9 protein-coding genes are annotated in these 18132 nt (G+C 39.6%); 3 read left to right on the top strand and 6 right to left on the bottom strand.

Features of this window, described 5'->3' with window-relative positions; genetic code table 11:
* The first annotated feature begins 202 nt into the window (after positions 1-202).
* Genes pflB through HMPREF9455_RS07075 form a run of 3 tightly spaced genes read left to right on the top strand, consistent with a single transcriptional unit; the run spans position 203 to position 4026 of the window.
* Positions 203-2434 carry a formate C-acetyltransferase gene (pflB, locus tag HMPREF9455_RS07085; protein WP_006798953.1) on the top strand — a complete coding sequence of 744 codons (2232 nt, stop codon included), beginning with the start codon at positions 203-205 and terminating at the stop codon, positions 2432-2434.
* 58 nt (positions 2435-2492) lie between these two features.
* Positions 2493-3209 carry a pyruvate formate-lyase-activating protein gene (gene pflA / locus HMPREF9455_RS07080; protein WP_006798952.1) on the top strand — a complete coding sequence of 239 codons (717 nt, stop codon included), beginning with the start codon at positions 2493-2495 and terminating at the stop codon, positions 3207-3209.
* 28 nt (positions 3210-3237) lie between these two features.
* On the top strand, positions 3238-4026 hold the full coding sequence (locus HMPREF9455_RS07075; protein WP_006798951.1) for a formate/nitrite transporter family protein: 789 nt from the start codon (positions 3238-3240) through the stop codon (positions 4024-4026).
* A gap of 76 nt (positions 4027-4102) precedes the next feature.
* Here the strand turns inward: HMPREF9455_RS07075 and HMPREF9455_RS07070 are convergent, their stop codons facing one another.
* The 6 genes from HMPREF9455_RS07070 to HMPREF9455_RS07045 form a co-directional block, all read right to left on the bottom strand.
* Positions 4103-5443, bottom strand: coding sequence for a DEAD/DEAH box helicase (locus HMPREF9455_RS07070; RefSeq protein WP_044215679.1), 1341 nt, complete (start codon positions 5441-5443; stop codon positions 4103-4105).
* Positions 5444-5582: 139 nt separating this feature from the next.
* Positions 5583-7619: a hypothetical protein gene (locus HMPREF9455_RS07065; RefSeq protein ID WP_006798949.1), complete on the bottom strand. Its 2037-nt coding sequence runs from the start codon at positions 7617-7619 to the stop codon at positions 5583-5585.
* A gap of 424 nt (positions 7620-8043) precedes the next feature.
* Positions 8044-12033, bottom strand: coding sequence for a hybrid sensor histidine kinase/response regulator transcription factor (locus HMPREF9455_RS07060; RefSeq protein WP_006798948.1), 3990 nt, complete (start codon positions 12031-12033; stop codon positions 8044-8046).
* Between the two features lie 1072 nt (positions 12034-13105).
* On the bottom strand, positions 13106-14749 hold the full coding sequence (locus HMPREF9455_RS20640; RefSeq protein WP_006798946.1) for a family 43 glycosylhydrolase: 1644 nt from the start codon (positions 14747-14749) through the stop codon (positions 13106-13108).
* A 282-nt stretch (positions 14750-15031) separates the two neighbouring features.
* Entirely contained in the window at positions 15032-16027 is a 996-nt protein-coding gene (locus tag HMPREF9455_RS07050; RefSeq protein ID WP_006798945.1) for a DUF4973 domain-containing protein, read from the bottom strand.
* 19 nt (positions 16028-16046) lie between these two features.
* Complete coding sequence (locus HMPREF9455_RS07045) at positions 16047-18131, bottom strand: RagB/SusD family nutrient uptake outer membrane protein (RefSeq protein WP_006798944.1); 2085 nt, start codon at positions 18129-18131, stop codon at positions 16047-16049.
* Between the last annotated feature and the right edge of the window lies 1 nt (position 18132).

Genomic DNA, 18132 nt, shown 5'->3' with positions numbered 1-18132 from the left:
AGCTTTCGGGAAATAAGGCTTGAGAACCATAAAAAGATTCTCTCACTACAAGGTGAGGATTTATTATTATTTTTTCTGTTTCCTTAAGTTCCGAGAGCCATGTTTATTCTTTTTTAGAAGAAATTGGGCATGCTTTTTGTGATTTATATATGTGTCCAGTTTTAGATTATTGAAACGCCAAATTGAATTTAAATAATAACAAATGGAAGCATATAAAGATTTTAAAGGAACCAAGTGGAAAGAAAAAATCGAAGTAAATGATTTTATCTTAAAAAATTATACAGAATATACAGGAGATGAATCTTTTCTGGAAGGCGCAACAGAAGCCACTACAAAGCTATGGGATAAGCTAAGCGAAATGTTTAAGGTTGAAAAAGAAAAAGGTGTTTATGACGCTGAAACCCGAATTCCTTCACAGATCGATGCTTATGGCGCAGGCTATATAGACAAGGATCTGGAAAAAATAGTAGGAGTACAGACAGACAAACCTCTCAAAAGAGCCATCTTCCCTAACGGCGGGCTTCGCATGGTACAGCAAAGCCTTGAAGAATACGGCTACAAACTTGATCCGGTTACAACAGAAATATTTTCCAAATATCGTAAAACTCATAACGAAGGTGTATTTTCGGCATATACCGACAGTATCCGCCGTGCCAGAAGCAACGGCTTATTAACTGGCCTGCCCGATGCATACGGACGTGGCCGTATTATCGGTGACTATCGCCGTATTGCACTCTATGGTGTAGACCGGCTGATTGCCGAACGTGAAAAACGTTACAAGGAATGCGATCCTATCGTTATGACAGATGATCTGATCCGTCTTCGCGAGGAACTGAATTCCCAGATACAAGCATTGAAAGCCTTGAAACGCATGGCTGCTGATTATGGGTTCGATATTTCAAATCCCGCAACCAATGCGCAGGAAGCTATCCAATGGACATATTTTGGCTATTTGGGAGCTATCAAAGACCAGAATGGCGCAGCAATGAGTCTGGGTCGTGTTACTACTTTCCTTGACATCTATATCGAACGCGATTTAAAAGATGGCATTATCACAGAGAAAGAAGCTCAGGAGATGATCGACCATTTTGTGATGAAACTCCGTATTGTACGCTTCCTGCGTACAAACGAATATAATGAACTATTCTCGGGAGACCCTGTCTGGGTGACAGAATCTATCGGCGGAATGACCAATAACGGGCGTACGATGGTAACCAAAAACAGTTATCGTATGCTGCACACCCTCTATAATTTAGGCCCGGCACCGGAGCCGAATCTTACAATCCTCTGGAGCGACCGCTTACCCGAGGCATGGAAAAAATACTGCGCGAAAGTATCTATCGACACATCTTCTCTCCAATACGAAAATGACGACCTTATGCGTCCACAACTGGGAGATGATTATGGTATTGCATGCTGTGTATCGCCAATGCGTATCGGGCACCAGATGCAATTTTTCGGAGCCCGCGCTAATTTACCGAAAGCATTGCTTTATACTATCAATGGAGGCAAAGATGAGAAAACAAAGGCTCAGGTATTGCCTAAGCACTGGGTAGAAAAAATCTCAGGCGAATATCTCGAATTTGATGAAGTATGGGAAAAATTTGACCGTACTCTCGACTGGGTTGCCGAAACTTATGTGAAAGCGCTGAATATTATCCATTATATGCATGATAAGTACTCATATGAGGCTCTCGAAATGGCTCTGCATGATGTAGATATCGTACGTACGCAAGCCTTCGGCGTATCCGGACTTTCTATCATCGCAGACTCGTTTGCCGCAATAAAATACGGAAGAGTGCGTATTGTAAGGGATGCTGACGGAGATGCGGTAGATTACATACAGGAAAAGGACTATGTTCCTTTCGGAAACAATGACGATAATACAGACCAGTTTGCCATAGATATCGTGGAGACATTCATGCAAAAAATCCGTAAGCGCAAAATGTATAAAGACGCGATCCCGACTCAATCGGTATTGACTATCACATCAAATGTCGTGTATGGCAAGAAAACGGGAAACACTCCTGACGGACGCCGCGACGGAACTCCGTTTGCACCGGGCGCTAATCCGATGCACGGACGCGATACCAGAGGGGCAGTAGCATCATTGTCATCGGTAGCCAAACTTCCGTTCGAACATGCAAACGACGGTATATCCTATACATTCGCGATCACTCCAAGTACACTGGGTAAAAACCGGGAGGAAGAGGCTCAGAACCTTGCAGGACTGATGGATGGATATTTCTTGCAAACGGGTCATCACCTGAATGTGAATGTGTTCGACCGTCAACTCTTAGTTGATGCGATGGAGCACCCTGAGAAATACCCTCAGTTAACAATACGTGTATCCGGTTATGCTGTGAACTTCACCAAGCTGACTAAAGAACAGCAGCTGGATGTTATTAACAGAACAATCACAACTACTTTTTAAGTCCATATACAGCTAATAAATCAGGCAGTTAGAAATTTTCTGCCTGATTTTCTTCAATATGAAAGGTCATATTCACTCGTTTGAAACATTCGGTACCAAGGACGGGCCGGGCATCCGCTTTGTATTCTTTATGCAAGGCTGCCCATTGCGTTGTTTGTATTGTCACAATCCCGATACATGGAAGCCAAATGAAGCCAAATATGAGCTGACTCCCCAACAGGCTTTAGATGAAGTAATGAAGGTAAAAGCATTTGTAAAGGGAGGTGTCACCGTTTCGGGTGGGGAGCCGATGATGCAACCGGAATTTGTATTGGAGCTATTCAAACTATGTAAAACCGCAGGGATACATACCGCCATAGATACTTCGGGATTCCTGTTTAATGACAAGACTAAGGAAGTGCTGTCCTATACCGACCTTGTACTATTAGATATCAAGCATATAAATCCGAATAAATATAAAGAATTGACTGCAAGGCCTCTTGAGCCTACCCTCAACTTTATAGAGTACCTCGCCGAAGTAAATAAACCGGTCTGGTTAAGATATGTCCTCGTCCCTCACTTTACAGATAATGAGGACGATTTACATCGGTGGGCACAATATGTAAGCCAGTTCAAGAATGTAGAACGAGTAGATATCCTGCCTTTTCATCAGATGGGAATACATAAATGGGAGCAGATTGGACAAGAATATAAATTAAAGGATATAAACTCTCCTTCAAATCAGGAATTGAATAAGGCGGAGGCGATTTTCAAAAGTTATGGACTCAATGTATAACCTCTATTCTTAATTTAAGAGACGAATAATGAAGAACTACAACACTCCGAAAGAAATCACAGTGGAGTTTGCCAATTCAGGTATTTATAAAAGTAATTTACCATTATCTAAATTCAGTCTGATAGCCATACTCGGAGGTGTATTTATCGCTTTCGGCGGATTGCTATCCGTTATGGTCGCAGGAGGAATGCCCGGAGCAGGTGCAGAAAATCCAGGACTAATCAAATTTATTGCCGGAGCGCTCTTCCCCGTTGGACTTATTATAGTATCCATCACCGGAGCAGATTTATTCACCAGTGACTGCACAGCGTTTACACTTCCCCTATTAGAGAGAAGATTAAAGGCTTTTACCTTTGTTAAACTTCTTATCCTTTCTTATCTGTTCAACTTTATAGGTTCCCAGGTAGTTGCCTACCTGCTCTCGTCAGGAATCGGACTATTTGATAAAGACCCCTGGCAACATTACCTGCATCATTACGCAGAAGTGAAAGTAAACCAAGACTTTATGACCGTCTTTATCAAAGGAATCGGTGCTAACTGGCTGGTTTGTCTGGGAATGTGGATGGGATATGCGGCAAAAGATATTATAGGGAAATGTATAGGTATATGGATTCCTGTCATGCTCTTTGTTACCCTGGGCTATGAACACTCCATCGCTAATATGTTCTTTATTCCTGCTGCAATTTATTCGGGTGCGGACATTCTCTGGAGCGATTTTATTCTCCAGAATTTAATTCCTGCTACACTGGGCAACCTTATCGGAGGGGTAGTATTAGTAGGATGTGTTTATTGGTACCTGTACACCAGAGAAAAATGATCTTTAATATATTAAGATAACAGGCCTTTACTTTAAAAAGTAAAGGCCTGCTTGCTATTATTATGATTAGCGCTAATCAGTCGATCTTCTTTATAACATTCCTCGCTACCTCTATCTTATATCTCTTTCCTTTCATCTTCTCATCATTAATATTAGACAAAAGTGTTTTCACAGCCGAGGAACGGACTGCAACAAAAGAAATAAAATCCTTAACTTCTATCAGCCCCAGATCTGCTTTATCCAGCTTTCCTTTCTGTAAAAAGAAACCGACAATATCACTTTTATTCAACTTGTTTTTCTTTCCCCCACTCACATAGATTGTTTTGTATTCAGGCCCTCTCGGTAAAGGTTTTCCAGCTTTTAGCTCTAATATATCCGTATTTTCAGGAATGTAGTCCGGAGTTTTATCTTCTTTATACATTATAATATATGCTGTACCGGAAGCATGCATACGAGCTGTACGTCCATTACGATGGACAAATTCACTCTCTTTGGAAGGTAGATGGTAATGAATTACATGTTTCATCTCCGGAATATCCAGTCCTCTGGCGGCTAAGTCAGTTGTGACGAGATAATTCAGACTACCATTTCTAAATTGAATAAGAACTTTTTCCCTGTCGTCCTGATCCATCCCTCCGTGATAATAGCCGGTCTGTATCCCTTCCTTATTCAATAAATCGCTGATACGTTCGGCTACTTCCCTGTGGTTACAGAATATAAGCGCAGGCTCTGAATCGAGGGAACATATAAGCTGAAACAATGATTCTATCTTGTCTTTTTCCGGCGACAGGACAAGCTTAATAGAAAGAGTATCGTTCTTTTCTTCTTGTGTATAATCAAGAATCGCAGGCGATTCCATCTTTACAAAATCAGGAATTTCCACATCGGATGTCGCAGAAAGCAAGACCCTCTTCTGCAAGTTTGGGAATTGGCTGACAATGGCATTCATATCATTCTGAAAACCCAGTTGCAGGGATTTATCGAACTCATCCAATACTAATGTTTTCACAGAACCGGGATTAAAGGATTTCCGCTCCAAATGGTCTTTCAGCCTACCCGGTGTCCCTATAAGTATAGCCGGAGGATTACTCAAATTATTAAGTTCGGTATCAATAGAATGCCCGCCATAACAAACATTCACTTTAAATTTTGTGCCCATCTTTTTCCAGACCTGCTCTATCTGGAGGGCTAATTCACGGGAAGGGACAATAACAAGACATTGCACGCTTTTTACATCTCCCTTTAATAACCGGAGAACAGGCATTAAATAAGCAAGTGTTTTCCCTGAGCCCGTAGGGGATAACAGGATTGTATTTTGTTTATTGATAATTGCATCCTGAGCGGCAATCTGCATTTCATTCAGGGCTTCAATTCCCAGATTGGATAATATGCTGTTTGTTTGATCTTTTGTTTTCATTATGCAAAGGTAAGGTATTAACCAATCAATAAAAATTAATGGCATATTTTTCAATACTAAGTATATAGATAAAAAGAATCAGCCCATCTTGTACGTTTAAGTGGCAAGATGGGCTAAGCTATTTCATTGATATAACGTTCTATTTCCGTTTCAGAAGAAACTCTTCGGCCCGTCCGGGACTCATCAGTTCCCATAATGAAGCGACAACCCACCCCGGAGCAAAAATATCATTATAGAACCCTTTCCCGTTTTTACCATAATCCCAATTGGTATGCTGCACTACTTCGGGGTAATAGCCGACCTTGGCAATACCGCACATATGCCCTTCATATGGAAGCAGTTGCCCCATAGACGAACGTATAACCTTGATAAAGTTTTCGAAACGAGGTTCCTTAAATTCTATTGAGAGCCAGTCTAATACTGAACCGAACTCAAAAATGAATACATCGATATGATTGTTCTCTACAGATACATTACCCCATCCGCGGGTCTTCAATCCGATATCTCCCAGCATCTGTCCTTTGGCAAAAGGGACATCCCACATATAGTACCATGACAGGGTGAAATATGCAGCCTTCCGGCACAAACCGGCATAATATTGCCTTTCCTTACCCTCCGAAACAAGTGCTAGATAGTAAGTGGCAGTAGCTGCATACAAGGAAGCCTCCTTATCTTCACAATTGGCATCGAGTGTAGATGAGAAATAATCGGCCTTATCTATCAACTCTGTTTTCAGATATTCAGCTGTCTTTTTCGCACTCTTCAGATAGTTGGCATCACCAAAGTATTTATACGCCATTACCAGCGGAAGGGTTGCCGATGGAGTGCTACCGCCGCTCTTGTCGACAATGCTAAAATCGTCCTTAAATTTACGGGGAAAACTTCCATCTTCATTTTGTAAACGAAGAATCCTGTCTAAAATGGTTTTGATGCGGGCTTCCCATTCCGGATGTTTCCGCCCTTTGTTTTTCTCGTATTGCAGATAGTGAAACATAGCATATATGCCTTCAGACTGTCGGCGTATGCTGAAAACATCTGTTTCCTTTCCTGCATCCTGATCGACATATTCCCTGAAAAAGCCATTCTTAGTAAAACCATGTTCTAAATAGCTCGCAAATACTGAATTGCTATTATTCACCAGATCGGGCCGTCTATTGAGTTCTCCATATTCATAGGCATTGAATGAATTAAGTAATACCCGCCCGATAAATCCGACCTCCGCAATGCCATTCTTCTCACAGGTAGCAACCATAAGATGTGCTCCGGAAGGGAATTTCAGTTCTTTATTACTAACAAAGCTATCGGCGAAATACGAAACTATGGTCTGCTTCATCTTCTCGGGAGTAAAAGAGTATTGAGTATCGAGCGGATTTGGCTGGTAGGTGTCGTAACTATATTCCCACACCTGCTTCACAAAATCTGAATAATCGGTAGCTTGCCCCATAAACACTTCCCATTCCAAATTGATAGTTTCCCCTTTCTTTATTTCCTGAAAAGCTTCTATAGGCGGAGCTAATGTCAGTTTCCTGATATAGCTTTTAGGAGTTTCCTGAAAAGGATAACCGAACGAAAGATTTGCATTGCTGTTTATTTCTTCAAACCCGGTATAGCCCAGAGAGGTTCTCCCCGAAACAATGACTTCTCCTTCTTTATGGGTAGTCAGAGCATCATACTTGGGAAGATCGATACGTGCTACTGACATATACATGCCGCTCTTTTCATTATAAATACCTGTAAGCGGGGTGCTCAGGCGGTCTTCCCTCACCGTCCAACCAGACGATGTATGGAATGAAGGAGCTTCCTTCGGAGACAGTAAATTGCGGCGGTACCAGAATCCGGGCATCAGAAACTGGCAATCGGAATGTAAATATCCTGTGGATATATTCTGTGAATATTTAAAGTATGTATCTTCATCGGCTGTAATAGAAACTTTGATCCGGATTTTATTATCCGTTTCATTTATTTGTCCCGATATATGTATAGGTAACGATTTGACGGGTTCCATACTATAGTTTCCGTTACCGGTTTCATTCTTCCTTAACTCATAGCTGACAGCAGGGTTACCCGGAACTTTTACGGACAGGCGTGCGTCTAACGTGAAAGGATGACGCGTTGTGGCATAACTTGCACATACAGTCAATAGACTGGTACAGAGAATAAATAATTTTGCTAACATATATCGATTATGAAGTTTGATTCCCCCGATGTCTTTCAAAGGAACTATTAATATTTCTTTTCTTTAAAAACAGGAATCCGGGCAGGTCGTGATGGGGATATGTTTCGCCCGCAGTATAACTTGTATATACAGCCCATAGACCTTTGCGAAAAGTAAATAATCTTGTTGACATAAATATATCAGTATGAAGTTAAATTGCCGGATTCGATTGCCTGCCAGGCCTTTCACGCACTTGCCTTCACAAAAAGCGAGTAAATCCCGTATAGGGCAACATTATCAGCCGGTTATATTATTTTAATAGTCAGAATTGAAACAGGTATTTTTCAAAATATTTATACAAACAAATTGCCTTACAAAGATGAAAAATCGGGAATAAGCAATGCAACATAATTATTCCAATTGATACAACATTTGTTTCACTCACTCAATCTCTAGGCATCTGCTTCTTACTATTGACAAAATCTTTGGGTAAAATACCAAATTGTTTCTGAAAGCATTTGGCAAAATATGAAGGAGAATTGAATCCGACCAAATAACAGACCTCATTAATACGGCTGTTTCCGGCAAGTAATAATTCGGCCGCTTTTTTCAGGCGTTCGAGACGTAAATATTCATTCGGGTTCATATTCAGGATCCCCTTGATCTTCCTGTAAAAAACGGAGCGGCTCATATGCAGGGTTCCAACCATGTCATCCATATTAAATTCAGGATTATCAATATTGTCAAGTATAATTTCATTCATCTTTTTCAAAAAGTCTTCGTCTGCCTTGGTAAATGCCATGGAGTTGGCCGCCACAAGAGGTGAATTGACAAAAATTTCTTTCAGCTTTATCCGATTATGTATCAGATTAGATGCGCAGGCTCTCAAGTACTCTACCGAGAATGGTTTTTCAATATACATATCAGCACCGGCTTCCAGTCCTTCTATCTTGGACCGGAGATTCGTTTTTGCCGTAAGAAGAATAACGGGTATATGACTATAATCGATATTTGACTTCAATATGCGGCACAATTCAAAACCATCCATATGGGGCATCATAACGTCAGTTATAATCAGATTCACAATGTTAGAATCGAGCACATTTAATGCTTCGTTTCCATCTGTGGCCGTAAATATGGTATATGCCGATAGTTGCTTAACAATAAAAGCAAGCAATTCCGGGTCATCCTCTACAATCAGTATCGCCAATCTGGAAGAAGAATCTTCCGGCTGAACGATAACGGGAAGTGGAAGTGCTTTTTCATCATAAACGGTCATAGGTAATACCAGACAAAAACTGTTGCAATCTGCATAGTCTTCGATATACAGGCTCCCTTGATGAAGTTTTGCTAACGAACGAGATAAGGCCAGCCCGATCCCAGTACCCGGAAGTGGCTTAGAGGTTTCAATATTATTGAGCCTCACAAAAGGCTTAAAAACTTCTTCCCGCATGTCCGGCGAGATGATATTTCCATCATTCTTTATAACCACCCGCAACTCTCTTTTTTCATCATCAACATCCAGTTTTACCTCTATATACGTCTGCGCATATTTCATCGCATTACTGAACAAATTACTGATAATCTTGGTAAATGCTTCCTTATCTATATGAGCAAACAAATCCTTATCCGGCAAGCGGAGTACAAAATTCAAATTCATCTGCTGGGTAGATAGTTTAAATTGCAGATAACAGCCCCGCAAAATATCTGAGATATTACATTCGGTAAAACTAAGCTGAAGTCCTTTACTCTCTATTTTCTGGAAGTCGAGCAGTTGATTTGTCAGATTTAACAGGCGATCTGTATTATGATTCATAATATTCAAATCATCCCTGATCATATCGTCTATATAATCAGTTAAAAGAATATTTTCCAGAGGCCCTTTTATCAGCGTCAGGGGGGTTCGTATTTCATGTGCAACATCGGTAAAAAAACGGATCTTGGCATCGTATATCTCCAATGCTTTCTGTTGTTCAAATTTCTCCATTTCCCTTCGTTCACGCATTGTCGCCCGCTTCCTTATATTATATACAATATAGTAAACAAAGGAGCCAAATATGAGAACATAGAGGACGTATGCCCATGGCGACAAATAAAACGGTGGTAAAATCCTTATAAAAAGGATCTTCTCGTTCTCTATTGAAGGCATTGTCGGGTCAGATATTTTCAACCGAAATACATAATCCCCGTATTTGAGATTAGAATAATTGATCAGCGGGCTTTCTGTCATCAACAGCCAATCCTTATCGAACCCTTCGAGCTTGTACTTTAAAATATTTGTATGAGGAGACAGATAACTCAAGGCAGCTACCCTGAAGCTGAATGAATTTTGTTTCGAGTTGAGAATAAGGCTGTCTGTATAGATAATACTCCGCTGCAAAGGCGATTTCCTCTCCCCTACACTAACTCTTTTGTTATACAATAGAAAATCTGTTATAACAGGAGTCGGCTTATATTTACTTTCGGAAAAATCCTTCGGCTCGAATCTTATAAAACCATCTATACTCCCCATAAAAAGGCTTCCGTCCTCAGACTTAAATCCTGACCTGTAATTGAATTGATTACTCAGAATCCCATCTACCACTGTATAGTTTTTTATAAAATTATCAACCGGATTGAAGCAAATGAGCCCTTTATTAGATGTGATCCAGAAAAGACCTTTGTCGTCTTCTACAATCTGATATATAACATCGTTGGGCAAGCCGTTTCGCTCATCATATCTTATAAAAGTTTCTGTTGACGGATCGAACCGGCAAAAGCCACGGCCTTGTGTGGTGATCCATATCTGGTGACGGCTGTCTTCAAATATACTTGTTACCTTATTATACGGTAAACTCTTCTCATCCGTTTCATTATGCAGGTAGTTTTTCCATTTCTTCTTATTTATATCGTAACAGAAAACCCCATCGGAATAGGTTGCCAACCAGAGATCGCCGTGTCTGTCTTCTTTAATATCATATATGAATTTACCTTTCAGCTCCGGAATTACAAAAAAATCATCAGTCGCCCTGTTATATTTGAGCAGCCCGAATAAAGTGCCCAAATAGATAGTCCCGTCAGATGTACGCAGCATGGCAAAAATATTGTCATCGTTCAATGAATTGGAGGTATTTCCTTTATTATAAGATTTTATATGCCCTGTATTTCTGTTTATTACTTTTACTCCTTTCGAGAATGTACCCACCCACAAGTTATCGCCATCGGGCAAAAGGCATTGGACATTGGAAAAGGCTCTGCTGGGTTCAAAAAACGAAATCTTATTTGTCTGTGGATTATAGTTGCTGAGTCCTCCGTCTTCTGTACTGATCCAGATAAGCCCCGATGGGTCTGCGCAAAACTCCCTCACTCTCTTTCCCCGCAGGCCGTTAGAAGTATCCGTAGGATAATATTTGTTGAAATGTGTGTATTGCTTCGGATAATAATTCAGGCCGCCGAAGTATGAACCTATCCAGATACCTTCTTCCCTATCCTTGCACAAACAATAAATAGCATTGTCTGACAAAGAATAGGAATCGTAAAAAGAACTCTCCAGATGCAGGTAATTATTGGTTCGTAAATTATAAATATATATACCCGATTCGGTTCCCAGCCACAACTCATTATCCGAATTTATCATTATATCGCGAATGAAAATCTTCTCGTTGTTATTATCTATCTGCAACAAATCGCGCACCTTCCCGGAAGAAAGGCTCAGTTCCTTAAGGCCTTCTTTTACCGAACCTACATACAAGCAATTATATGCTCCCGGGATAATCTTGAGAATAACGTCGTCGCGAAATACCTTTTCACCATTATCATCTGTAAACTCACGAATGGTTTTCAGATTGTCCTTTGAGTAAAACAGTCCTTCCCCATAGCTTCCCAGCCATAAAACGCCATTTCTGTCTTCTTTAAGGCATTCGATATTAGAGGATATATCATGGCTTTTGAGATCAAAGTTCCTGAGTAAACCCGACTGTACGTCATAACAAAAAATCCCCTGCGATTCGACTGCAATCCAAATGTACGACCCGTTGCCTTCTATCGCCGATATCGTCTTATTAATAACCACTTTATTATCCGCCTGTACCAGGAATTGACTAAATTGCTCTGTATATGGATCATACACATATATACCGGCATCGGTTCCCACCCATATTTTGCCCCTGTTATCTTCATGCAGAACCTTTATATAATTATTACCAATACTGTTTTTGTCGAGAATATCGCGTTTAAATGTGCGAAAAGAAAAGCCATCAAACCGGTTTAATCCATCTTTAGTTCCTACCCATAGAAAACCTGTCCGGTCTTGCAGTATAGCATTCACCGTATTTTGCGAAAGCCCTTCCCGTATTCCGTAATGACTAAAATAATATTGCGTCGATTGAGAAGAAAGACCCGTAATAACAAAGCACAGTGACAAGCAGAGAAAAAACTTCAGAGTATTCAATCTCATAATCCGGTATAGATTATATATTAGCTATTTACATTAATTTCATCCAGACTGAGGCAGATCGTGAGAAATTTTTCCAATTAGGTGGTCCGGATATTTCTGCGTTTCAAATACAGATTGTTCTAAAAGAGTGATTGGGCCGTTGTCTTTTTCTTTTTTGATTTCTTTCTCTCTTTGCCTTTCATTCAGCCTACAGTATTATGGTATAAAAAATAAGACATGTGTGATAAATAAATTATGTATTTCCACATTATTATTTTCATTTGGTTAACGACATTCACATAAATGACTATATACAAATGTATCGTTATATATTATCCCAAAATGAAAATATCATCCCTTATAATGAAAGTTTCATCCCATACCAACGCCAGTCTATCAACTCTTCAAAATTGAGGGATTGATACATCAATAAACAGGTTAAATTTGATATTACCTTAGATCAACCTTTTATATTTTCACCAGATGCTTTATACAATGAGAGATTATCTTCTTTTATATCTCTCCGGGGACAAGTCTTGAGAAACCGCTTATAAAGTGATAAAAAGCTTATTTCTAGTTTCATTTTTCGGTCTGCCTGTATTACTGGAAATTTGTCAGGACAAAGATATCTATCCGGAGAATAACCATGATATTTCTTTATTAAATTTATAGAACAAATCACAATTTAATATTTCTGGAAAAAGTTTATCTATATAATTCTAACCAATAGCTCTTTGATGTATTGATCAGCAGATTTGCGAATTATCGAATTAGTATATTAACAAATGAATAAAAAGTGTTACGTTTGTTACCTTTTGAAAAAAGCTGCAAGTAAACAAGATATAAGATACGAGTTGCTAACGGCTAAAAGCCATCAGCTAATAGCTAAAAGCTGTTACCTTTGTTACTTTTTAACTATATAAAGTTAATTAACACAAAACAGACAGAATGAAAATAATGAAAAATATGTCAGAAGTGTCAGATTTTAACGTTACAATGTTAACCAATGCTAAAAACAGAAGAAAACAATTCCACATTCCAATAATCCTGATATTAAGACAGAATACTTCTGATATCTATCATTCTTTAGTATCTATTTGAAAACCGGAACTATGTTCATTGAATACGAAGGGGTGCCATTACCTATTATAGGCCATCCTGCATCGTCCCATTTTACTCTATCCAACATTAAATTGCGCTGGCTACTACCATTGTCGATATAAGCATGATAGAGCATCCAATCTACTCCATTATCATCAGTTATAATCCTTGAATTATGTCCGGGTCCGCCAAATGTAGCATCTCCCCTCACTACAATAGGTTGGTAGTTAGAAGGATTCCACGCGTCGAATGTTTTCATGTCTGTTCCCGCCTTATTCAGATATGGACCTGACAGACTTTCGGATCTTCCGACCATTACTTTATATGAACTGGTCATACCTTCACAACATGCCCCGGTAGATACAAACAAATAGTAGTATTTCCCTCTTTTATGAATATAAGGAGCTTCAAATGATTTACCCGCAATCAGTGTCTTCTTTGTTAAATCTTTCACTGCCATGCCATCTGCCGTTAATTCTGTCATGTATATTCCATAGAAGCTGCCCCAGAATAAATAGCGCTTGCCATCTTCTTCGACGAAACAAGGATCGATTGAATTATGAACCCCTATTTCAGTACTGACAAACAATTTTCCATTGGAATTGCCTGCAGGCGGAACAAAAGGTCCTTCAGGTTTATCTGAGACTCCCACGCCGATACCACATGTAGCACCTCCGCTCCACTTAGATATAGCATAATACATCACATATTTTCCATCATAATAATTAATATCCGGAGCCCACATTCCTGTATCGTTCACATCATCATCCGTGAAATCGGGCCTTTTATCAAATACCTCACTTTTACTGCCTCCGATGCGGGGCCAGTTTATCAGATCGGTAGATTTATAGCCCCTCACTCTTCCTGATGTCACATATAGGTAAAACTCTTTTCCCACACGGATAACTGTAGGATCAGCATAACTGCCTACAATAATAGGATTTGTCAAAATAGCCTGATCTCCTTGTTTTAACGTCACAGTGTATTGTCTCGATGTGCCATCCTCTCCTTCTATACTATATGTGATTGGCTTAGTGAAATCATGCCTGGCGTTTCCGCTTTTTTGCACTACTCCATTTACCTTAACGACCGAACTTTTTTCAGATGTAGTAAATTCGGGCTGTAAAGAGGTAATATCTATATTTGACGGAATTTCATTTTCATTCGAGATTTCCCCGGTTTCAGTATTTATTGCCGGTTGATACTGCTCCATTTGTTTCTCAGGAAAGGTAAATGTCTGAAAACTATTCGATGATTTAGGTTTGGTTATTTTGACCGTATATGACTTTTGCTTAATATCGCCTACATAAAGATCATAGACACATTCCTTCGAAAAGTCATTTTTATTACCTCCGCTTTGCTGAACCTTACCGTTAAGCTTGAGTATCACATCTGCGTTATTAACTTTGAATTCTACTAGTAGTTCTTTAAGATTGACATATGTGGGGAGCTCTTCTCTATTACTGATGACATTATTCACATTATCGACATGAAGTATATGATTAACCGATTTTTGGTCCCATACAGAGAAGTTAGTAATTTCTCCTTCAGTAATTTTATTCTCCGAATCTTTACACGAATATATATGTGATGTGAAAACAATCAGAAACAGCTGATATATAAATATTCTTTTCATAGATTTTTCAATTATAGGCAGTTTATTTAAATCGAACTGAGCAAATCCTAATTTGCAGGATTATTTTTAAACTTATTTTTATAAGAATTAAACTTCTGGAAGTGGGTCTAAAGATACAAGTTATCGGTTCTTAGATTGAGATCGTAGTAGAAGTAATACCGGTATTAGTTTGAACATTCGTGCCTTCATAGGTATCACTTTATAAAATAAACAGATAAGAACATTATATGGGGTTACCAATTGTTTTATAAGTAACCCCATATTACTATATGTACTGTCCTTCTACCATTGGATTTGTTGGTCTTCGTCCGGAATCAATGTATTCAGGTCACGTTGCATGGACAATATCCCTGTTACTGTATATTTAAGCGGAGTACCGGAGATTGTCGTATAGTCTTCAAATGTATAACTCAATCCCAAAGTAATATATATATGCTTCATATATACCTTTGTAGCATCCATTTCTTCTTCTACAGTATAATATGGTTGTCCTTGTACATTTAAGTTTATTTCCGGATTATCCGTATAAATCTCCAGCTTCTTTTTCTGGATATCGATCATCTCATCTGTAAACCTGATAAATATCTTATATAGTTTCCTATCCAAGTAGTCTATATCCCTGATTCCGGCATAAAGAAAGATAGTATTTTCGTCCACTACATAAGTCCTTACCGACGACATATTCAATGCTGTCTCCATATCGGGAGCCAGATATATTTTGTATAAGGTCCCGCTGTATGTACCCGAATAATCATTGAACGGATTAATATGTAACATAGCCCTCTGATAGTACTTATGAGGGTTAGCCTGATAATTGTATGAAGGATCACTCAATATCCTCAAAGGTAATACCCATTTATCAGTCTGGTCCAAATTCCCTAATGTAAACTCAATGGGAACCGTGGTAGTATATTTATCCGCAGGAACGTCTATCGTTTCCGACATGCCATAATAGGTTGTCCCCAATTGTTTAAAATATAGTTCATTACGATGGCCATATGCTTCTTGGTTCAATACAGCCAGCGTATCAGGATCCAGACCGATATGTATAGTCCGGTTTTGAGAGTTCATTGTCGAACCACTGATAATGACGGGAAGATTATAAACCACTTTCCCCTCAGACTTATAGCGTACATACACAGGAGTTACCCCCAGACTGTTAGGAATGGCTTTGAAAGAGGCTGTCTGTATATATTGCTCATCTTTCCATTCATCGTTGCATGATACACAACACATTATTGTGAACATGGCTAAAAACAGATAATATATATATTTCATTTTCTTCGAATTATAAGAGTTATTCAGGATTAGTCCAGCCCGGATTTTGAATCAGTTTCGAGTTGCGTCTCAACTCGGTATGATGAATAGGTAAAAACCACATCTTACGCGCAAATATAGTAGGCAGCGAAGGCACTACGACAGGTGTATGGAAAGCCTCAGGCATATCCTTAGTTGCATATGCATTACATCCGTAAATCTGAGCTGCTTCTTCTACCGGAGCATCCATCCAGCGGCGAAGATCAAAATAACGGTGTCCTTCTGCAAACAATTCAATCTGCCGTTCACGTTTCAGCTTCTCACGAAATTTATCCTGATTGCCATAAACATCTTCTGCATAATCAGGAACTCCGGCACGAATACGAATTGGCTGTATACCTTTCTTTAATTCACTGGTAGTACGGCTTATAAGATGCGTTTTAGTTCCATCCCATGATGGTATATTATATTGTCCACTCAACTCATTCAACGCTTCTGCATAAATTAACAGTATCTCAGCATAACGAATGGCCGGGTCTACCTTTTTTGTAAACCGGGATTTATCATAAGCTGTAGAAGTTGTGTTGCTTATATCATACGGACTTACATATTTTTTGATACCTATGCCAGTACGCAACCAGTAAGTAGCATTCGTGTACCCATTCCCACTTCCGCGGTAATAAAATACCTGCTTGTTACTCTCTTCATCTTTATCCTTTTCGGCATTCAGCAAATTCCAGGTACATCCGTTGTATGCTACAGATGCGTAGAAACGCGGTTCACGATTCACATATTGTTTTGATACCCCTACACCCAAAGGACCTAATTCCGGATAATTGAATAATTCTCCTGAAGTAACCAAACCTGCTTCACGGGGACGACTATCGTAGCGGCCGGTATATCCCGGCACTGCCCCATACATAGAGTTCATACCCGGGCAGTCTGTGCCATCTGCCATATAATAGGCATCGCATTGTTTCTGAGTCATACCATGAGAGCTATATCCTTTCCCATAGAGACGAGGTAACTGGTGAAGGACAAGAGTTGACACATCTTCTCCAGAGCCATTCTGACCACGGGTAAAAATAAGTTCAGGATTCTCATGAGCAAGAACATCTCCATTAAACAAGGCACGATACGATTCGAACGGGTCTATGTTTTTATAGCCATTCGGCCAATCCTGATTTACAAAATTACCATCATTGTAGGGGGTAATAGTGGCCGGATAAGCAATATCGCCACTACTCTTAGAATATGCGAAATACAAGCTATAATGGTTCATATCCATCACATCCTTGGCTGCAGCGGCGGCTTTAGCCCATTTAGACTCATCATAAGTCTCCGGAAGCAGGCGCTTACTTTCTTTGTCTATCAGAGCTGCAGCAACATCAGCCGGAGCTTTCCCATTATATAACGGACTGGCAGCAAATAACAGTACCTTTGCACGGAGCCCCAAAGCTGAACCACGGGTAGGACGAGCTAGCTCTTGTACTGCACGGGAGGTAGTTGGAAGCAGTTCAGCTGCTTTCACCAAATCCCCGATGATATAATCCACACATTCGTCATACGTATTTCTAGCTTGGGCCACTTCATCGTATTCTTTCATATAATCTACTGTTTCATCCGGTATAATAGGCACAGGACCATATAAGCGTAGCATGAACCAATAGAAATAAGCTCTTAAGAAATAGGCCTGACCTTTTAAGTCAACAATCTCCGACGCGCTAAATTGTTTGTTTTTATCTATGTTATTCACAAAGATAGAAGCCTGACGGATTCCCCTGTAAGCATTCTGCCAGATATATTGGGTTTCATTATGATCGCCGCTTTCAGAGTAACGACCACTTTTCCATCTCATGTATCCATCCGATTCATCTCCGTAATACATATCGTCAGCAAAATTGAAAGGGATATTTTTTTTACTGGATACATCTTGTAAATAACCATTTCCTAAATAGGAATAAGCCTGAGCCAGCCATTCATTCGTATAGTCTCTGTTCTGGAAGACATCCTCTATAGACATACGTTCATCAAACAGATAATCCGAGTCCAGATAATCCGAGCATCCGCCAAGAGCCAAGCCCAATCCCGTTACTATAGATAAAATTATTATTATTTTCTTCATA

Origin of the sequence: Dysgonomonas gadei ATCC BAA-286, from assembly GCF_000213555.1 — a bacterium.
GTDB classification, from domain to species: Bacteria; Bacteroidota; Bacteroidia; order Bacteroidales; family Dysgonomonadaceae; genus Dysgonomonas; species Dysgonomonas gadei.
The sequence above is the reverse complement of the archived record's forward strand: the minus strand, read 5'-3'. Positions and strand labels throughout refer to the sequence as shown.